This window comes from Nguyenibacter vanlangensis, from assembly GCF_038719015.1.
Classification (GTDB): domain Bacteria; phylum Pseudomonadota; class Alphaproteobacteria; order Acetobacterales; family Acetobacteraceae; genus Gluconacetobacter; species Gluconacetobacter vanlangensis.
The window spans coordinates 2,099,639-2,118,008 of sequence record NZ_CP152276.1 but is presented as its reverse complement, the minus strand read 5'-3'; the positions used below and the strand labels follow the sequence as shown (position 1 = coordinate 2,118,008).

Genomic DNA, 18,370 nt, shown 5'->3' with positions numbered 1-18,370 from the left:
CGTGGCAGGATTTTCTCTCCATATACCGGATCTTCCCGTCATGAATGAACGCCGGACATTGTGCGCAAGACGGGAAGGGGAGTTTTTATATAGCCAGAACATAGTTTTCGTTTCGTGTTGTGTCCCTTCCGCTATGATAACGAAATGCAACGGGACAACAATGCGACGGACAACCATGCCGGGGCGGCATCGTCCGAGGACGATCCGGGCAGGGACCCGAATATGAATGAATAGCCGGTCACGTGCGTGTGCGGGATCGGGTGGGCGTCCGGACGGCGGGTACGATTTGGAGGGGTTGATGATCATCACGAAAACACGGTTCCGGCTTCTATGCGGCGTATGCGTCTTGGTCGCGATGGGCGGCGGCGGTGCGCATGCCGCATCGGATGCGCCCACGCACAAGCCTGCCCGCGGCAAGACGGTCGTGGCCCGCAAGGTCCCGGTGCCGTCGCCCCGCGTGGAAAGGGACGCCAGGATCGCGACCGCGACAAGGCCCGCGACAAGCCGCACGATGGCGATCCCGTCATCTCAGCCGGCCGCACCCGTGGAGGCGGAGGCCGTGGTCGTGACCGGATCCTACCTTGGCGTCGCGCGTAACTCCGACCCCAACCCCGTCCAGACCGTCAAGGCCGCCGATATTCAGAACACGTCGGCGACGACGATCGGGGACTACCTGCTGCGCCTGCCGTCCATCGGGTCCACAGGTACCTCCAACGCGAAATCGATTGCGGGAAACGGCTTGTCCTGCGTAGATCTGCGGAACCTGGGACAGTCCCGCGTTCTTGTCCTTGTTGACGGGAAAAGGATGGTCCAGACGATGGGTGCGTCCACGTCCTGCGTAGACCTGAACGCCATTGCGACGGACCAGATCGCGTCGGTCGAAATCCTGAAGGATGGCGGTTCGGAACTCTATGGCGCGGATGCCGTCTCGGGCGTGGTCAATATCAAGCTCAGACACGACGTCAACGACGCGGCGATTTCCGTGCGTGGCGGCATTACGGATGTGGGCGACGACCGGACGGGACGGATTTCGGCGCACAAGGGTTTCAATTTCGATCATGACCGGGGGAACATCTCGTTCTTCGGCCAGTACATGACCCAGGGGGGGACGTATCAGCGCGACCGTTCCTGGTCGCGCGATGCGTCCAGCAACAACCCCGCACCCGGCGCAGCCGCGATTTTCGGATCGTCCATCACGTCCCGCACCCGCGTCGATCCGGCCGGAATGAACCTTATCAGCAATAACAACGGTACCTTTTCAAAATACAATTCGTCGGACAACTATAATTATGGCATGGATCAGACGATGGTGGGCTATACGCAGTCCTCCAATCTGAATGGCGACTTCCATTACGATATCAACCGCCACATGACGATTTACAGCCAGGTCAACTATGCCCATCGCACCACGTCCGGCATCACGGGGCTGGGTGTGCCCGGCAGCGGCAATCCCGAATCCACGCTGCTGAGTTCCCTGACGCTTCCGGCGGGGAATCCCTACAATATCTGGGGGGAAAATGTCGGCCTGTACAAGCGCTTCGCCGAACTCGGGCCGCGCGAACTGAGTGCCGCCGTCGATACCTATCAGGTGACGTCCGGCGCGCGCGGGCAGATTTTCGGCGACTGGCACTACGACGCGTCCATGGCGTATGGTTCCAGCCAGTCGGCCTTCCAGACGACCAACGACATCAATTACGCCCATCTTCTGCAGGAACTGGGTGTCGAACAGCTCAACCCGGGCAGCTCGTCGGGCCCCATCATATATAACCCGTCCGTCTGCGCGGGTTCCGCCGGCTGCCAACTCGTCAATCCCTTCGTGCCGTGGTCCGGACAGGGCGCCCATTACATCAGCTATACGCAGCACAGCAGTGCCAGCTACCAGCTCCGGGACTTCAACCTGCGGATTCACAACAACAATCTGGTCAAGTTGCCGTACCAGAATGGCGGCAATGTCGGCCTGGCGTTCGGCATGGAACATCGCGGCGAGCAGGGCAGCTTTCATCCCGATCCGCTGATCGCGGCCGGGCAGATTGCGGGCGAAAGCGCGGCCCCGACCGGCGGCGGCTTCAATGCCAACGAAGTCTATGGCGAACTGCGCGTGCCCCTTCTGCAGAATGCCGCCTTCGCCAAGGATCTGACCGTGGGCGCGCAGGGCCGCTGGTCGTCCTACAACACGTTTGGTTCGACGCAGAATTGGAAAAGCAGCATCAACTGGGCACCCACACGCGATATCCGTTTCCGGGCCACGCTCGGGACGTCCTATCGCCAGCCGAGCATCTACGAACTGTATGGCGGTAATACCCTGGCGCTGACATCGGCGATCGATCCCTGCTCGCAAGCGCGCACCTATGGCGGGCTCAGCTCCGCCGTCGTTCAGAACTGCGCCAAGGCCGGCGTGGACGCGAACCACTTTACGTCGGCCTGGTCGGGGCAGCTTCCGGTTCTGTCCGGCGGCAACAAGGCGTTGAAGCCCGAACAGGGGCGGACTTATACGTTCGGCACCGTCATCACGCCGCGTATCCTTCCCGGGCTGAACATCTCTGTGGAATACTGGCATTATACGATCAAGAACGCCATCAGCACCGTTAATCCGCAATATATCCTTGATCAATGCTACGAAGGGCTGAACACAGCCTATTGCAGCGACGTCGCGCCGCGCAGTTCCTCGGGACAGATCACGCAGGTCTCGTCAGTCTATCAGAATCTCGGCGGCGTCCGGACGGGCGGCATCGACTTCGACCTCAGCTATCCCATTCGCCTGACGATGGACGATACCGTGGTGATTTCCAACAATATGCAGGAAATCATCAGCTACCAGCAGCAGAACAGCCCGGGCGGCCCATGGTTGAATTATAACGGCCGCATGATCTATTCCGCCGGGTACGGCTTTCCGCGCGTGAAGGACTACTTCGCCGCCAACTGGTATCACGGGAATTTTCGTGCCAGCTATATGATGAACTTCACGGGTGGCATGGTGCTAAACAATGGCACCACCGACCTGACCGCCAAGACCAATACGGTTTACCGAGTCAGTCCGATCACGTCCCATGACGTCACGGTCGGATATGATTTCGGCAAATGGCATCTGGATGGCGGGGTCAACAACCTGTTCAACAAGGCACCCCCCTATATCCCGACAGCCGTTTACAATACGGCCAGCGGACTTTACGGTGAAGAAATGATTGGACGCTATGTCTGGCTGCAGGCCGGCGTGGCCTTCTGACGCCAGGGCCGGCCGGCACGTCCCGAACATGCTATCCGCCGCGCCGTTCGGGACGTGCCGGCCACGCCGGCGCGGAAGGCATCGCTGAAAGAAATTAGCGATATGCCGTGAAGATCCAGGGGCATGCAGATGATGAAATTGTACGGTGCTGTCCTGTCTGCGGTGCTGGTCATGGTTTCGGGAACGGTGCGCGGGGCCGCGCCATCGCCGTCGTCGTCGCCTTCCGGGACCTTGACGGTCGGGTCGGATTTCGGCGTGGCACCGTGGATCGTCCGGGGGCGCGACGGTCCGGAAGGCTTCGGGGTCGATCTGATCCGCGCGGTTGCCCGGGACATGGGCTACGGCGCGGTCGATATCGAGGATATCAATTTTTCCGGGCTGTTCCCGGCGCTGTTCTCCGCCCGGATCGACATGACGGTTAATCCCCTCAACATAACGCGGGAGCGTAGCGAGCGGCTGCTATTCAGCGAGCCCATCTTTGCGACGGGCAACGGCTTCATCGTGCTCAAGGGGGAAAGGATGGCGGGGCTGGAAGATCTCCGGGGAAAAATTCTGGCGGTGAATCGCGGCACTCTGTCCGACATATGGGCGGCACAGAACCAGAACCGATACGGCTTCACGGTCCAGCGTTATGAGACATTTCCTGATTCCGTGCTGGCCGTTTTGACCGGGCGGGCCTTTACGGCCCTGAACGAAATCCCGACCACCATTTATGCCGCCAGCAGAAATCCGCTGATCGAAGTCGCCTACAGGGATTTCGACGGCCGGAATTTCGCCTATGCCTTCCGCCGAGGCGACGTGGCGCTGCGCGACCGGGCCGAACGGGCCATCGAATGCCTGAAACGGAAGGGCGTCCTGGCCAGGCTCTATACCAGATGGTACGGGTCGGCTCCTCCAAAGGACAATCCCCTGACCACCATCTATCCGGGTTTCGGGCCTCCGGGATTTTCGGGGTACGACGCCAGGCCGCATGATCTCAATTGTCGTTGAACGGTCTGTCGGAAATCCGGCCAGACCGCAATCAACACGTTTTCCCGCGCCGGACGATGCATGCATCAGATTCTCGAGAATTATTTCAATGCCCAGGTCATAGGGGCGGCATTTCCGGAGGTCCTTCAAGGTTTCTGGGTGACGGTCCGTGCCGCGTCGTGCATCATCGTCCTGGGCCTGGGAACGGGTCTCGGCCTGGCCCTGCTGCGATGCGTGCCCAGTCGTGTCCTGAGCGGACTGATACGCGTCTATGTGGAAATTTTCCGGACCATGCCGCAGTTGGTGATCCTGATCTTCATCTATTTCGGGCTGCCTTACGCGGGCATTCGCCTGTCGGCCCTTTTTTCGACGGTGGTGGCCCTCGCTGCGGTTCTGGCCGCGTTTTCGGCCGAGATCTTCTGGACCTCCATCGTCGCCGTGCCGCGCGGGCAGTGGGAGGCGGCCCTGGCACTCGGATTCCGGCGTCCGCGGGCCTTGTTCGTCTTCATCCTGCCCCAGGCGATCCGGCTGGCCCTTCCCCTCGTCACCAACAGGACGATCGCCATCACGAAGGGAACGGCGTTCGGGGTCGCGGTTTCCCTGCAGGAAACGCTGGGCAGCGCGCAAAGCGTCATGTCGATGAAGGCGAACGCGTCTCCGCTGACACTGGCGGCCGGCTTCTACCTGCTGTTCTTCTTTCCGCTTGTCATGTTCAGCCGATATACGGAACGGCATTTCTCGCGCTAAGGACCACCCGGAATGCACCTGTTCCTGACGGATTTCTTCAATATTTCGTCGCTCGCGACGGTCCGGTATCTGCTGTGGCAGGGGCTTCGGCTTACGCTTCTACTGTCCGCCGCCGCGTTGCCGATGGCCGTGCTGTGCGGGCTCTGCGTCGCGCTTTTCTACAGTTTCTCGGGACAGAGGGTCCGGCGGGTGATGCTGGTGCTGATCGACCTGATGAGGGCTTTTCCGGTCCTGATGATGTTGATCCTGATCTATTATGGCCTGCCGTTTCTGGGGATCACGCTCGGCGGCTTTTCCGCCGTCGTGACTGCGATCGTCCTCAACAATACCGGCTATTTCAGCGAAATATTCCGCGCCGGGCTCGAATCGGTGCCGCCGGCGCAGATGGAAGCAGCCTTGGCCCTGGGATTTCGTCGCGCGCAGGCCACACTCCATCTCATTCTGCCGCAGGTCCTGCGCAAGGTCGCCGCGCCGTTGGCCAGCAACGCCCTGGAACTGGTCAAGACCACGTCGATCGCCGGGCTGGTCGCGATTCCGGAACTGATCCGTTCCGCCCAGATCGCGCAGGAACAGATCTACAATCCCACGCCCCTGACCGCTGTGGGTGTCATCTTTTTCGTCCTGCTATGGCCGTTTTCCCACCTCGTCTCGCGCATGGAGCGAGCGGCGCTGTTGGGGAGGGCCGATATTTGAAAATCTTCGTGACAGGCGGCACCGGCTCCATCGGACTGGCCGTGGCGGAAGCGCTTCTCGCGCAGGGGCATATGCCGGTCCTGTTCGCGACGACGGCCGTTCCGCCACGGTTCGGGGAAAGGGCGCCCTTTCGGGGCATGGGCTTTATCCAGGGCGATATCGGTTCGGCATATGACCTTGACCGTGCGCTGGGGGCCAGCCGGCCGGATATCGTCATCCATCTGGCGGCCGTCACCCCCGATCCGGACGCGGAACGGGCCGCGCCGGCGCGCGTGACCGAGATCAATATCTCGGGCGTCGCATCGCTGATGGCGGCGGCGCGGGCCGTCCCGGGTCTGCAGCGCGTCGTGATCGCGAGCAGCGTGGCGGTCTATGGCCCCGTGGATCCGGCAGAAGGAGAGATTCCGGAAAGCCGGCCGCTCGCGCCGTCCACCCTGTACGGCATCAGCAAGGCGGCGGCGGAAAGAACGGCGCTTCGGCTCGGGGAAATTTATGGACTGGATGTTCGGGTCGCCCGCATCGGGCCGGTCTATGGCCCTTGGGAACATGGCACGGCGGTACGCCCCATGCTCAGCCCCCACGCGCAGCTTCTGGCGCTGCTGCTGCGCGGCAAGCCAGCCGTTCTGGACAGGCCCATGGCGGGAGACTGGCTGTACAGCCGCGATGCCGGCGCGGGGATCGCGGCGCTTGCGCTGGCCCCGGGACTGACGCACGACATCTATAATATAGGAAGCGGCGACACCAGCACCGTCGTCGAATGGGGACGCGCCATGGCGACCGCCCTGCGTGGCGCGTCCGTCGTCCTGGCCGGCCCGGGTGAGGACAGCAATATCCGCTCGGCACTACAGCGCGACCGCGCCCCGCTTTCGATCGACCGCCTGGTGCGGGACACGGGGCATGAACCGCGATTCGCGGGCACAGCGGCCGTCGCCGACTTTCTTGGCTGGCTGGAGCAATATCCCGATGACATGTAACACTCATGCGCCGAAGCGTACCGACGGCGTCCCCGCCATCGACGTGCGCGCGCTCCAGAAACATTACGGCAGTTTTCAGGTCCTGAAGGATGTCACCCTTTCGATCGCGCCGGGCAGGCGCGTCGTCATCTGCGGTCCATCGGGCTCGGGGAAGTCCACGCTGATCCGCTGCATGAACGGACTGGAACGATTCGACGGCGGCGAACTGCATATCAACGGCCTGGCCATCAACGGGAAAGCCAGAAGGCTGGACCTGATTCGGCGGGATGTCGGGATGGTGTTCCAGCATTTCAACCTGTTTCCGCATGTTAGCATCCTGGAAAACCTGATGATCGCGCCGATGAAAGTGCGCGGGAAATCGAAGGCCGAGGCCGAAAGCCTGGCCCGGTTCTATCTGGAGCGGGTCAAGCTTTCGGCCCATGCGGACAAGCGTCCGTTGGCGATTTCAGGCGGGCAGCAGCAGCGCGTCGCCATTGCGCGCGCCCTGTGCATGGAGCCCAGGATCATGCTCTTTGACGAGCCGACATCCGCCCTGGACCCGGAAATGACGCGGGAGGTCCTGGATGTCATGGTCGGTCTGGCCGGGGACGGCATGACGATGGTCTGCGTGACCCATGAAATGGGTTTTGCCCGCAGCGTCGCGGATGAGGTCATTTTCATGGACGCCGGCCGGATCGTGGAACGGAACGTGCCGGACGTCTTTTTCCAGGCACCGGCGCACGACCGCACCCGCGCCTTCCTGCAACAGATTATCCGTCACTGAGGGTTCGCCATGCGCCTGCCAGACAAGATCGCGATCGTCACGGGAGCGTCCTCCGGCATCGGCCGGGCCATCGCCCTGCTTTTCGCCCAGGAGGGCGCGGCCGTCATCGCCGCCGACATTACCGAAGACGTCGTGGAGGGCGGCGAACCCGTCATCGATGTCCTGCGCCGACTGACGGACAAGACCATGTTCGTCAGGGCCGACGTTTCGAAAGAAGCTGATGTTCGATCGCTGTTTCATCAGGTCGTAGCACGGTACGGTCGTGTCGATATCCTGGTCAACAACGCGATGGTCCGCGGCGGGTTGCCCCTGGCGGAGACGACCGAGGCAGACTGGGACCGTGTCATGGACGTCAACCTGAAGGGTGCCTATCTCTGCCTGCGGGAAGCCGTGCGCCAGATGCTGACGCAGGACATCGTGAACGACGCCCGGGGGCGGATCGTCAACATCACGTCCCAGCACGGCATGATCGGCGCGCCGCGCGATTTCGCTTATGGCGTTAGTAAGGCGGGGCTTGTCTATATGACCAGGCAGGTCGCCACCGATTACGCAAGGGACTTCATCGTCTGCAACGCCGTGGCGCCGGGCAAGATCCTGACCGGCAAGACGGGCGCCGCCGTTGATCCCGAGTGTCTTGACTATTCCAGGCGGCGTACCCCGATGCCGCGCCTGGGAACGCCCCGGGACGTGGCGTACGCGGTTCTGTTCCTGGCCAGTGACGATGCCACCTATATCGCGGGCCACAACCTGATGGTGGATGGGGGATGGATGGCCCAGTAGGCCCCACAAAAGTCCCGTGCGTCCGTACCGACGCGATCCGTCACGAGACCGGCGAGGACATCGGATGAAGGCCACGACGACCGGCGCGGATCACCAGCGCAAATATTGCATCGTTCGGCGCGTGCCGGACAGGTGCTTCATGACGGTCATCTTTGGAAAGAGGCATGCCATATGAACGCAAACGACAATCCGCGGCGCGCCCTGATCGCGGCGATGGCGGGGTTTGCCCTGGACGGCTTCGACATGCTGATGCTCAGCTTCATGCTGCCGTCGCTGTCGCACGACCTGGCGTTGTCGCCGACCGACAGCGGCGTCTTGGTGACGTGGACGCTGGTAGGCGGTGCGATCGGCGGGTCTGGATTCGGTATCCTGGCAGACTATATCGGCCGGGCCAGGGTCTTGTCGTTTTCGATCTTGGTGTTTTCTGTATTTTCGATCCTTTCCGCTTTTTCAACGGGGTTCTACGATCTTCTGTTCTACAGGTTCTGCGCGGGCCTTGGCATGGGTTGTGAATTCGGCGTCGGCGTGGTGCTGGCGACCGAGGCGTATCCCATCGCGCAACGGCCGCGCATCGCGTCCTATGTGGGTTTGAGCTGGCAGATCGGGGTGTTGCTGGCGTCGCTGGTGACGCCGCTGCTTCTGCCGGTCGTCGGCTGGCGTGGGGCCTTCGTGGTGGGGGGACTGCCGGCGCTGGCGGCGTTCTTCATCCGGCGCGGGGTGCGGGATTCCGACGAATTCCGGACGGCGCGCGCGCTGCGTCCCGCGGGCGAAAACCCGGTGAAGGGACTGTGGTATCCGCCGGTCCGGCGACGCAGTTCCGTTGCGATCTGCACGATGGCCTTCATACAGAACTTTGGTTATTACGGCCTGATGATCTGGCTTCCTTCCTATCTGACGAAGGAACGCGGGTTCAGCATGATCCATTCGGGATTCGCTGCGGCGCTGATGGTCGTCGGGATGATCGTGGGGGTCCTGTTATTCGGGCGCCTATCGGCGAGGATCGGCTACAGACTGGCCTTCGTGTCCTATCAGCTTGGCGCCGCGATGATCGTGCTGCTGTACGCATGCGTCCAGTCCGGCCAGACGCTTATGCTGCTGGGTATCGTCGCCGGCATCTTCGTCAACGGGATGATGGGCGGATATGGCGAACTGGTCGGCGCGTATTATCCCTCGGAAAACCGCAGTACGGCACAGAGCGTATTGTGGAGCATCGGCCGGGCGTGCGGGGGGCTGGCGCCGCTTGTTATCGGGTACGCCGCCGCGCGACTGAGCTTCGGCGGCGCGCTGGCATTCCTGGCGTTCATCTATGTCGTCGATCTGGTCGTGACCGTGTTTGTCCTGCCCGGTCGACCCGGCGCGGCGCCGGCCCCGCGTGGAACGGGGGCGGTGTCCTGCGAACACGGATGACGCGTCATGACGGGCGGAACGACGCGGCGCATTAAGCGGTCGTCCGATCGCGTTTGTCGAGACTATGGAGATAAGGCATGAAAATCGATTTTGTTCTCAAGGGTACGGTCGTGACCGAAAGCGCGGTTATCGGGGACGGCTGGGTGGCGGTCGCGGACGAAAGGATCGTCCAGATCGGGCAGGGCACGTCGCCCGCCTGCGACAACTTGGTCGATTACGGCGACGCGCTGCTGCTGCCCGGCGGGATCGACGCTCAGGTCCATTCCCGCACTCAGGCCGGGCAGGAGGATTTCGTCTGGACCACGCGCGCGGCGGCGGCGGGCGGCGTGACGACCATCATGGACATGCCCTATGACGACGGCTTCCTGGTCTGCAATGCCGACCGACTGATGCAGAAGGCGAATGAGGCCGCCGCCCAGGTCCGGACCGATTTCGGCCTATGGGGGACGATCGACCCGCGCGTCGGCGCCGGCGATATTGCCGGTATGGTGCAAGCGGGGGCCGTGGGTTTCAAATTCTCGACTTTCGAGACGCATCCCGAGCGTTTCCCGCGGATTCCCTCCGCCCTGCTGGCCGAATGCTTTGCGGAGATCGCGCAATACGGCTTGGCCGCCGGCGTCCACAACGAGGACGACGAATACGTCAAGTCCGCGATCGCGGACGTGAAGAAGAAGGGGCTGTCCGACTGGTCGGCGCACGGGCTGTCCCGCCCCGCCTTGGCGGAGGCGCTGGCGATCACCCAGATCTATGAAATCGGGGTGGCGACGGGCTGTTCGGCGCATGTCGTGCATGCCTCGATCCCCCGCGGCTACGAACTCTGCGCGGCCTATCGCCAGCAGGGCGCGGATACGACCATCGAGGCCTGCATCCATTACCTGCTGCTGGACGAGGAAGGCGACGTCGCCCGGCTGGCGGGCAAGGCGAAGGTCAATCCGCCCATCCGCCCGCGACGCGATGTCGAAGGGCTATGGCACCACCTGGCCGCAGGGAACGTGACCATCGTCTCGACCGACCATGTATCGTGGTCGCTGGACCGCAAGCTGAACGACGACATGCTCGCCAACGCGTCGGGCGTGCCATCGTTGGAGGTGATCTATCCGCTGTTCCTGACGGAGCTGGGCAGGCGGGGCCTGTCCCTGAGCTGGGGGCCGCGTCTTCTGGCCTGCAATCCGTCGCGTCTTTTCCGGATTTCCGGGCAGAAGGGCGCGCTACGGCCGGGGCTGGACGCCGATATCACGGTCATGAAGCGTGAACGCTGGACGTACGACGCCCAGGCAAGCACGAACGCCTTCGCGGACTGGAGCCCCTATGACGGGCGGGAAATCGACTGGAAGGTCGCCGCGACCTACCTGCGCGGCCGCATGGTCTATGACGGCGACACCGTGATGGCGCAGCCCGGTTCCGGCCGGCGTGTCAGGCCGTGGACAGGCCGTATTCCGCAATGAGGGTGCGCCGGGGCCGACGGCGCCTGCCGCCGGTCGGCGCAGGGGGAACATGCCTTTGCCGACCGGTGGCGCGACATATCGAGGATCGGAGGGGATCTGGACGATGACGGCTGCTGATGAAACGAACGGACGCGATTTTGTCGGGTATGGCGGACGGCCCCCCGTTGTCCGGTGGCCAGGCGGCGCGCGCATCGCGGTGTCCTTCGTCATCAATCTGGAGGAAGGGTCCGAGCAGAGCGTGCTGGACGGGGATTCGCATGGCGAGACCCTGGGCGAGGTGTCCCGCGCGCCGGCGGCGGGCGAACGTGACCTGGCCATGGAGTCGTTCTTCGAATACGGTAGCCGAGCCGGGGTCTGGCGCCTGATCGACCTGTTCGACCAGTTCGGGCTGCCGGTCTCGATGTATGCCTGCCCGGTGGCGTTGCGGCGCACGCCGCAACTGGCGAACTATCTGTCGGGTGCCGCCCAGCATGAAATCGTCTGTCACGGCTATCGTTGGGAAGAGGTATCCCGGCTGACGCCGGACCTCGAACGGGACCATATCCACCGCGCCTACGACCTGCTGAAGGTGCTGACCGGGCGGGCACCGTCCGGCTGGTACTGCCGCTACGCGCCCAGCGCGCGCACGCGGGCGCTGTTGGTCGAACATGGCGGGTTTCACTACGATTGTGATTCCTACGCCGACGACCTGCCGTACGTCGTCTCCGTCAACGGGCGCGAATGGTGCGTGGTCCCCCACGCCCTGGATGCGAACGACATCAAGTTCTGGCGCGGCGGGTTCGCGAAAGGTGATGATTTCTTCGCCTATCTCAAGGACACGTTCGACTGCCTGTACCGCGAGGGCGCCACGCACCCGAAGATGATGACGATCAGCCTGCATTGCCGGATCGCGGGCCGGCCCGGTCGGGCCGAAGGCCTGCGCAGATTCGTCGAATATATTGGCGGCATCGACAATGTGTGGGTTGCGACGCGGGGCCAGATAGCCGATGCGTTCATGAAATCCTGACCGCCGCGACCGTTTTTTACATGCTTTTATGAGGATGACATGAAGATTTCCCTGACCGGGGACAGTATCCTGTTCCGGCGGCTGAACAGCCTATCGGATCCGACCTGTCGCGGCCTGTTCGACAAGATCCGGGCCTGCGACGTTTCGTTCACGAATCTGGAAATGCTGCCAAGCAATTTCGAGGGCGACCCGGTGTTCGATCATGGTGGGTCACATTTCAGCGCGCGTCCGTGGGTGCTGGACGACCTGTCCGAGGCGGGATTTTCGCTGTTCGCTGCGGCGACGAACCACAGCCTGGATTACGGCGTCGCGGGTGTCCGCGCCGCCCTGGATTGTCTGGAGGCACGCGGCATCCTGTTCGCGGGCGTCGGGCGGACGCTGGAGGCCGCGCGCCGCCCGGTCTATGCGACCCATCCCCAGGGGACGGTGGCGATGATATCGTGCTGCTCGACCTTCGCGCGCGGGCAGGAAGCCGCAGACCAGACGCGTAGCATGCAGGGACGTCCGGGCCTGAACCCGCTGCGTCACAAGCGGCGCTTCAGGGTGACGCCCGGCGACATGGCCGTGCTGCGGGAAATGTATGAACGGCTGGGCCTGGCCAGCATCAAGGAACAGCAGGTGCGGCTGGGTTTCGAATATCCGCCGCCGGCCGGTACGTTGCCGTTCGCGGGACTCGATTTCGTGATGGGCGAATCCTGCCGGATGGAAACCCTGCCCGATGAACGCGACGTCCAGGATATCGAACGCTGGACGCGCGAGGCCGCCCACGTGTCGGATGTCGTGATCGTCAGCCTGCATACCCATGACGTGGGATATGGGGACGACGGCGAAACAAACTGGGAGACACCGGCTGCCTTCGTCGAGGAATTCGCCAGGCGGATCGTCGATGCCGGGGCCGATATCGTGGTGTGTCATGGCCAGCATCTTCTGAAAGGAATGGAAATCCACAAGGGCAAGGTAATCTTTTACGGATTGGGAAATTTCATCGGGCAGAACGAACTGATCGAGGCCCTGCCCAGGGAATCGTACGAATTCTACAAGGTGCCCATGGAAACGACGACCCACATGGTTTATCGGGCGCGGACGGAAAACGACAGGAAAGGCTTCCCGGCCGATCGGCGTTTCTGGGAAACGATCGTGCCGATCTGCCGCTTCGATGAGGACGGCGCCCTGTCGGCGATCGAGATCCTTCCCGTGTCCCTGGGCCTGGGGAAGGCCGCCCATAAAAGGGGCGTGCCCTTCCTCGCCGAGGGGCACGAGGGGACTGCGATCCTGCGCCGTTTCGCGGACCTGTCTGGCCGTTACGGCACGCGCCTGCGCGATGACGGCGCGTTGTCCACCGTCATGCTGTGACGCCGGCGCCCGGGCTCCCCCCGCGCGCCGGACGCCGCGTCAATGCATGTTGTGCGCCGCCACCTGGTGGTCCAGAGCCTGAAGCAGCGCGTCGACGCTGCCGTTATGGCGCGCGATGAACGACGCGTAATCCTGCCGCTGGGTCAGGCGCAGGCTCGTGCCTTCGCCTACCACGTCGACCACCTTGGGCTGGCCGCTGCTGTTGCTGATGATCCACTGGGTATTGGCCGCCGGCTGTTCGGGGCGGTTGATCACCGTATCCACCGCCTGGTCCGTGCCGACCTGCGCCGTACCGCCGATGGTGAAGGTCACGCCGCGATAATCGCCGATCTTGTCGGTGATGGCATTGACCAGGACATGGTGGAACAGGTCCAGGTACTGGGCCTGCTGCTGGGGGGTGGCCACGCGCCAGTAGCGGCCCAGGCAGTACCGCGCGATCGCATCCATGTCCACATGGGCCTGCAGCAGCGGCAGCATCGCCGCCTTCTTGTCCGCCAGCGAGCGGTTGGAATTGACGATGGCGATCAGTTGCTGGCCGAAATCGTTGACGAAGGCGCGGGCGGCCGCGGCGGCGGCGGCGTCGGCCCGGGCCGGGCGCAGGACCGGCAGCACCGCCGTCCCGAGGGCGAGACCCAGCGCATGACGACGGGAAAGGACTGTCTTCATCTCTGTGCCCCTTGCTCAGTTATACCAATCGGGCACGGTCGCCCGGTGATCGTTGCGGATCGCCTCGGCCTGCGCCTTGCGCTGCTGCTGATAGGCGCTGCGGATCGTAGCGTACGGGTCCAGCGCATCCCGCTGCAACTGGTCCAGCTCGTCCAGGTGGTCGGCGCGTCCGTTGATCGTGCCGACGATGTTGTAGGCCCAGTTGAAAGTCAGCAGCCCATAGCCGCGCGGCACGTAGTTCAGCGGCTGCAGCCCGATATCGATTCCATAGCCCGTGGCGTCGCGGAACGAGGACGGGCCCATCATGGGCAGGAACAGGTACGGGCCGGACGGCACGCCCCAGGTCGCCAGCGTCAGCCCCGCGTCGTTGTCGTGATGCGGATAGCCCGCATATTTCGCCACGTCGAACAGGCCGCCGACGCCGGCGACCATGTTGATGCACCAGCGCACGAAGGCGTCGCCGGCGCGGCGGGGCTTGCCGGCGCCGACATCGTTGAAGAACACCACCGGCTCGCCCATCGTCTGGACCAGCCCGCCCAGCGATTGCCGGACGCGATAGGGCAGGGCCCAGACCCACGCCTTGGCGACCGGGCGCAGCGTGTATTTGTCCAATGTCATGCTGACCCCGTACATCTTGCGGTTCAGCGGCTCATAGGGGTCGTTCGCCTCGCGATACTCGGCCAGGGCCTCGGGGTCCTTGGGCGGCGGGGCGGCGCATCCCGCCAGCGCCAGCGCCAGCATGCCCGCACCGGCGGCAACGGAGGCGATGCGCGGGTGGAGCATACGGGTGGATGACCGGGACGGTAGAGGCTTCGATCCTGTCATTGCACGCATACTCGTTCCTGTTCCTGGCCTGTTTCCAGGCCTGTTCCCCGGTCCGCGTCGACTCGCGGGACGGCCGGGGCCTGTTGTCGGTCCGCGTCCCGGAACACGGCGCGTCCCGGGCATCATGGAATGAAGCGGACCGGACCATGTCCTTCCGCGAGGAAACTCTCTAGCATGGCCCGGCGGTTGCGCAATCCGTCATGGGCGTCATCCTGCCGCGCATGGCGGACCGGACAACGCTGCCGGGCCGGATTTCGGGCTTGCCGGATCGTCGAAGACTGGTCCAGTGTGACACAAAATCCACAACAGATGAATGGGATACGATGTTCAAGCTCACCAAGGCACGTTCGGTTTCCGCGCTGCTGCTGGCAGCCTCCACCTTGGGCGGCACGCTCGCCGCCCGGCCGGCCGCCGCCGCCGTCACGCTGGACCGCGCGAAATTCGGCACGATGGCCGACGGCACGCCGATCGAAATCCTGACTCTGCGCAACGCGCATAACGTGTCGGTACGCTTCATCACCTATGGCGGCATCATCACCGCGATCGACACGCCCGACCGGACCGGCCATGTCGACGACATCGTCCTCGGCTTTCCGGACCTGCAGGGCTACACGGTCGACAGCGCGCAGGGCGGCCTGTTCTTCGGCGCCATGATCGGCCGGTACGCCAACCGGATCGCCAAGGGGACCTTCACGCTGGGCGGCAAGACGTATCACGTTCCCGTGACCGCGCCGCCGAACGCGCTGCATGGCGGCACCAGGGGCTTCGACAAATATGTCTGGACGGTGGACGGCACCGCGGCGGGCGCGCATGCGGCCAGCGCCACCCTGTCGATGACCAGCCCGGACGGCGACCAGGGCTTCCCCGGCACGCTGAAGGTCAGCGTGACCTACACGCTGGACGACCATGACCAGCTCACCCTGCACTACAAGGCGACGACCGACCAGCCGACGGTGCTCAACCTGACCAACCACAGCTATTTCAATCTGGGCGGCGAGGGATCGGGCTCGATCGAGAACGAGGTGCTGCAGATCAACGCCGCGCGCTACACGCCGACCGATCCGACCGCGATCCCGACCGGCGAACTGGCGCCGGTGGCCGGCACGCCGCTGGATTTCCGCAAGCCGATGCGCATCGGCGAGCATCTGCGCGACGATTATCCGCAATTGATGTTCGCGCGCGGCTACGACCACAACTGGGTCGTCGACGGCCAGGCGGGCGCGGCTCCCCGCCCGGCGGCGCGGATCGTGGATCCCCGGACCGGCCGCACGATGGAGGTGCTGACCAGCCAGCCGGGGCTGCAGGTCTACACCTCGAACTCGCTGACCGGCGCCTATGCCGGCGTGTCGCACCGCGCCTATCGCCAGACCGACGCGATCGCGTTCGAGGCCGAGCATTATCCCGATTCGCCCAACCACCCCTCCTTCCCGACCACGACGCTGAACCCCGGCGAGACGTTCGACTACACGACGATCTTCCGCTTCGGCGTGCAGCCGGCAGCGCCGCACGGGAAATGACGGGCGCGGGGACGGATGCGGGGCTCTCGGTCGCGTCCCTGCATGTCTACCCGGTCAAGTCGCTGGGGGGCATCGCCGTGGCGGACGGGTGGCTGGGCCCCTGCGGGCTGCAGGACGACCGGCGCTGGGTGGTGACCGACCCGGACGGGACGTTCCTGACCCAGCGCCAGATCCCGTCCATGGCGCTGGTGTCGGTGGCGTGGTCCCCCCGTCCGGCGCCGGACGGGGCGGGCGGGCTGGTCCTGTCCCGCCCCGGCCGGGGCGCGCTGGCCGTTCCCGTTCCGCCGGCCGGCGCGGCGCGGCATCCGGTGCGGGTATGGCGCGACACGGTTCCGGCGGTCGATGCCGGCCAGGCGGCGGCCGGCTGGCTGACCGCCGTGCTTGGGCGCCCGTGCCGGCTGGCCTATCTGCATGACGTCGCGGCACGGCCGGCCGATCCCGACCACGCCCCGCCCGGATCGGTGGTCGGCTTCGCCGACGGGTTCGCCGTCCTGGTGACGACCACCGAGTCGCTGGCCGCGCTGAACCGGGACCTGCCGCCCCCGGTGCCGCCTTTGCCGATGAATCGCTTCCGTCCCAATATCGTGCTGACGGGCGCCCCCGCCTGGGCCGAGGACGAATGGCGGCTGCTGGCGGTGGGGCAGGCCAGGATCCTGATCGTCAAGCCCTGTTCGCGCTGCGTCATGACGACGATCGACCAGCACAGCGCGGACATTCCCCACCCGCAGGAACCGCTGCGCACCCTGGCGCGGACCCGCCGGGCCAAGGGCGGGGTGATGTTCGGCCAGAACGCGGTGGTGGTGCGGCCGGGGCGCATCGCCGCGGGCGACCCGGTGACGGTGCTGGAACAAGGCCCATCCAACCTGCTGCCCGCGTAACACCCCCCGGCTACGGAACGCCCCTCGTCACCAACTCATTGATAAAAACGGTTTCCAAAGGCACCGCCTTTGGTGGGGTTCGGGGCAAAGCCCCGAAAACCAACCCAGGGGGCGCAAGTTCAGCGAAGGCGCGGACCGATTTCCGGCAGCAGCGCCAGCAGTTCGGCGGCCTCGCGCTTCGACAGGCCCGCCGCCTGCAGATCGACCTGCTCGCCGGCCAGAACGCCGCGCAGGGCGCGCAGGGCGGGGCCGGACAGCAGGGCGGCTTCCTGCATATAGTCGCGGAAGGCCTCGAATGTCTGGGGCACCCAGCGTTCCACCAGGCCGAGGATGGCATCCGCATAGGCGCGGATTTCGTACTGCGCGTGCGCATCGGCCCGCAGCCGCAGGAAATGCAGCAGGTTCCACAGATTGATCTGCCAGTAGAACTGCGTCATCACGTTGACCGGCAGGGTCATGCGCGCCAGTTCGCGCGCCACCACGGGCCGGTCGGGGTCGATCGCGTTGCCGGCCTCGTCCTGGTTCAGCATCTCCAGGTAATGGTCGTAGCAACGGCTCGCATCCTCGCGCAGCAGCGCCAGCACGTGCTCGGCGGCGTCGGGCGGCAGGCTTTCGCCGCGTCCCTGCTTGTTGCTGGCGGACTGGCGGGCGATGTCCTCGGCGCGGGGGAAGTAGAACTCCTTCTCCAGCACCGAATAGCGGGCGGAATATTCGTTGATGCTGGCCGTGCGGTGGCGGAACCATTGCCGGGTGACGAAGATCGGCGCGCGCACGTGGAACTTGGCCACCGCCAGCTCGAACGGGCTGGTATGGCGGTTGCGCATCAGATAGCGGATCAGGCCGCGATCGTCGGAAATGCTGCGCGTTCCCTTGCCGTACGACACGCGCGCGCCCTGCACGATGGCCGCGTCGCCGCCCATATAGTCGATCAGCCGGACGAACCCGCTCCCCAGCACCGGCTCGGGCTGGTACAGCGCCTCCTCCACCGCCGGGACGGTATCGCGGCGCGTCTGGCTCCAGGCGGCGCGGGCGGCGTCGATTTCCGATTTCTGGTCTGTTGAAAACATCGCGGCCCCCCGCCGATTCCGTGTCTGCAAAGGCGGCGCATACCATGAAACGCGCCC

Annotated in this window: 16 protein-coding genes; 13 read left to right on the top strand and 3 right to left on the bottom strand. The window is 64.5% G+C overall.

Annotation, left to right across the window (positions count from 1 at the left end; genetic code table 11):
• Nucleotides 1–298 precede the first annotated feature (298 nt).
• The 11 genes from AAC691_RS09830 (at nt 299) to AAC691_RS09780 (ending at nt 13,360) form a co-directional block, all read left to right on the top strand.
• A complete protein-coding gene (locus AAC691_RS09830; RefSeq protein WP_342629910.1) occupies nt 299–3,223 on the top strand; it encodes a TonB-dependent receptor domain-containing protein in 2,925 nt (974 codons plus the stop codon).
• A 123-nt stretch (nt 3,224–3,346) separates the two neighbouring features.
• Nucleotides 3,347–4,213, top strand: a complete 867-nt coding sequence (locus tag AAC691_RS09825) for a transporter substrate-binding domain-containing protein (protein WP_342629909.1) — start codon at nt 3,347–3,349, stop codon at nt 4,211–4,213.
• A gap of 60 nt (nt 4,214–4,273) precedes the next feature.
• Nucleotides 4,274–4,939: an ABC transporter permease subunit gene (locus AAC691_RS09820; RefSeq protein ID WP_342629908.1), complete on the top strand. Its 666-nt coding sequence runs from the start codon at nt 4,274–4,276 to the stop codon at nt 4,937–4,939.
• A 12-nt stretch (nt 4,940–4,951) separates the two neighbouring features.
• Nucleotides 4,952–5,632, top strand: coding sequence for an amino acid ABC transporter permease (locus AAC691_RS09815; RefSeq protein WP_342629907.1), 681 nt, complete (start codon nt 4,952–4,954; stop codon nt 5,630–5,632).
• On the top strand, nt 5,629–6,606 hold the full coding sequence (locus AAC691_RS09810; RefSeq protein ID WP_342629906.1) for an NAD(P)-dependent oxidoreductase: 978 nt from the start codon (nt 5,629–5,631) through the stop codon (nt 6,604–6,606). The genes AAC691_RS09815 and AAC691_RS09810 overlap by 4 nt, the downstream gene beginning before the upstream one ends.
• Complete coding sequence (locus AAC691_RS09805; RefSeq protein WP_342629905.1) at nt 6,596–7,369, top strand: amino acid ABC transporter ATP-binding protein; 774 nt, start codon at nt 6,596–6,598, stop codon at nt 7,367–7,369. Before AAC691_RS09810 ends, AAC691_RS09805 begins: the two co-directional genes overlap by 11 nt.
• A 9-nt stretch (nt 7,370–7,378) precedes the next feature.
• Complete coding sequence (locus tag AAC691_RS09800; protein WP_342629904.1) at nt 7,379–8,149, top strand: glucose 1-dehydrogenase; 771 nt, start codon at nt 7,379–7,381, stop codon at nt 8,147–8,149.
• A 171-nt stretch (nt 8,150–8,320) separates the two neighbouring features.
• Nucleotides 8,321–9,556, top strand: a complete 1,236-nt coding sequence (locus AAC691_RS09795; RefSeq protein ID WP_342629903.1) for an MFS transporter — start codon at nt 8,321–8,323, stop codon at nt 9,554–9,556.
• A 77-nt stretch (nt 9,557–9,633) separates the two neighbouring features.
• Entirely contained in the window at nt 9,634–11,001 is a 1,368-nt protein-coding gene (locus tag AAC691_RS09790; protein WP_342629902.1) for a dihydroorotase family protein, read from the top strand.
• A 103-nt stretch (nt 11,002–11,104) separates the two neighbouring features.
• On the top strand, nt 11,105–12,007 hold the full coding sequence (locus tag AAC691_RS09785; RefSeq protein ID WP_342629901.1) for a polysaccharide deacetylase family protein: 903 nt from the start codon (nt 11,105–11,107) through the stop codon (nt 12,005–12,007).
• Nucleotides 12,008–12,046: 39 nt separating this feature from the next.
• On the top strand, nt 12,047–13,360 hold the full coding sequence (locus AAC691_RS09780) for a CapA family protein (RefSeq protein ID WP_342629900.1): 1,314 nt from the start codon (nt 12,047–12,049) through the stop codon (nt 13,358–13,360).
• 39 nt (nt 13,361–13,399) lie between these two features.
• On the opposite strand, the gene AAC691_RS09775 is transcribed toward AAC691_RS09780, so the two are convergent.
• The gene (locus tag AAC691_RS09775; RefSeq protein WP_342629899.1) at nt 13,400–14,026 is read right to left on the bottom strand and encodes an ABC transporter substrate-binding protein; all 627 of its coding nucleotides are present in this window, start codon (nt 14,024–14,026) and stop codon (nt 13,400–13,402) included.
• 15 nt (nt 14,027–14,041) lie between these two features.
• Nucleotides 14,042–14,809, bottom strand: a complete 768-nt coding sequence (locus AAC691_RS09770; protein ID WP_342629898.1) for a VacJ family lipoprotein — start codon at nt 14,807–14,809, stop codon at nt 14,042–14,044.
• Between the two features lie 365 nt (nt 14,810–15,174).
• Here AAC691_RS09770 and AAC691_RS09765 point away from each other — a divergent pair, with 365 nt between their 5' ends.
• Together AAC691_RS09765 and AAC691_RS09760 are read left to right on the top strand one after the other, a co-directional pair.
• Complete coding sequence (locus tag AAC691_RS09765) at nt 15,175–16,368, top strand: aldose epimerase family protein (protein ID WP_323992273.1); 1,194 nt, start codon at nt 15,175–15,177, stop codon at nt 16,366–16,368.
• The gene (locus tag AAC691_RS09760) at nt 16,365–17,246 is read left to right on the top strand and encodes an MOSC N-terminal beta barrel domain-containing protein (RefSeq protein ID WP_342629897.1); all 882 of its coding nucleotides are present in this window, start codon (nt 16,365–16,367) and stop codon (nt 17,244–17,246) included. The genes AAC691_RS09765 and AAC691_RS09760 overlap by 4 nt, the downstream gene beginning before the upstream one ends.
• A 119-nt stretch (nt 17,247–17,365) precedes the next feature.
• Here AAC691_RS09760 and thyX read toward each other — a convergent pair whose 3' ends face one another.
• A complete protein-coding gene (gene thyX, locus AAC691_RS09755) occupies nt 17,366–18,313 on the bottom strand; it encodes an FAD-dependent thymidylate synthase (protein ID WP_323992269.1) in 948 nt (315 codons plus the stop codon).
• Between the last annotated feature and the right edge of the window lie 57 nt (nt 18,314–18,370).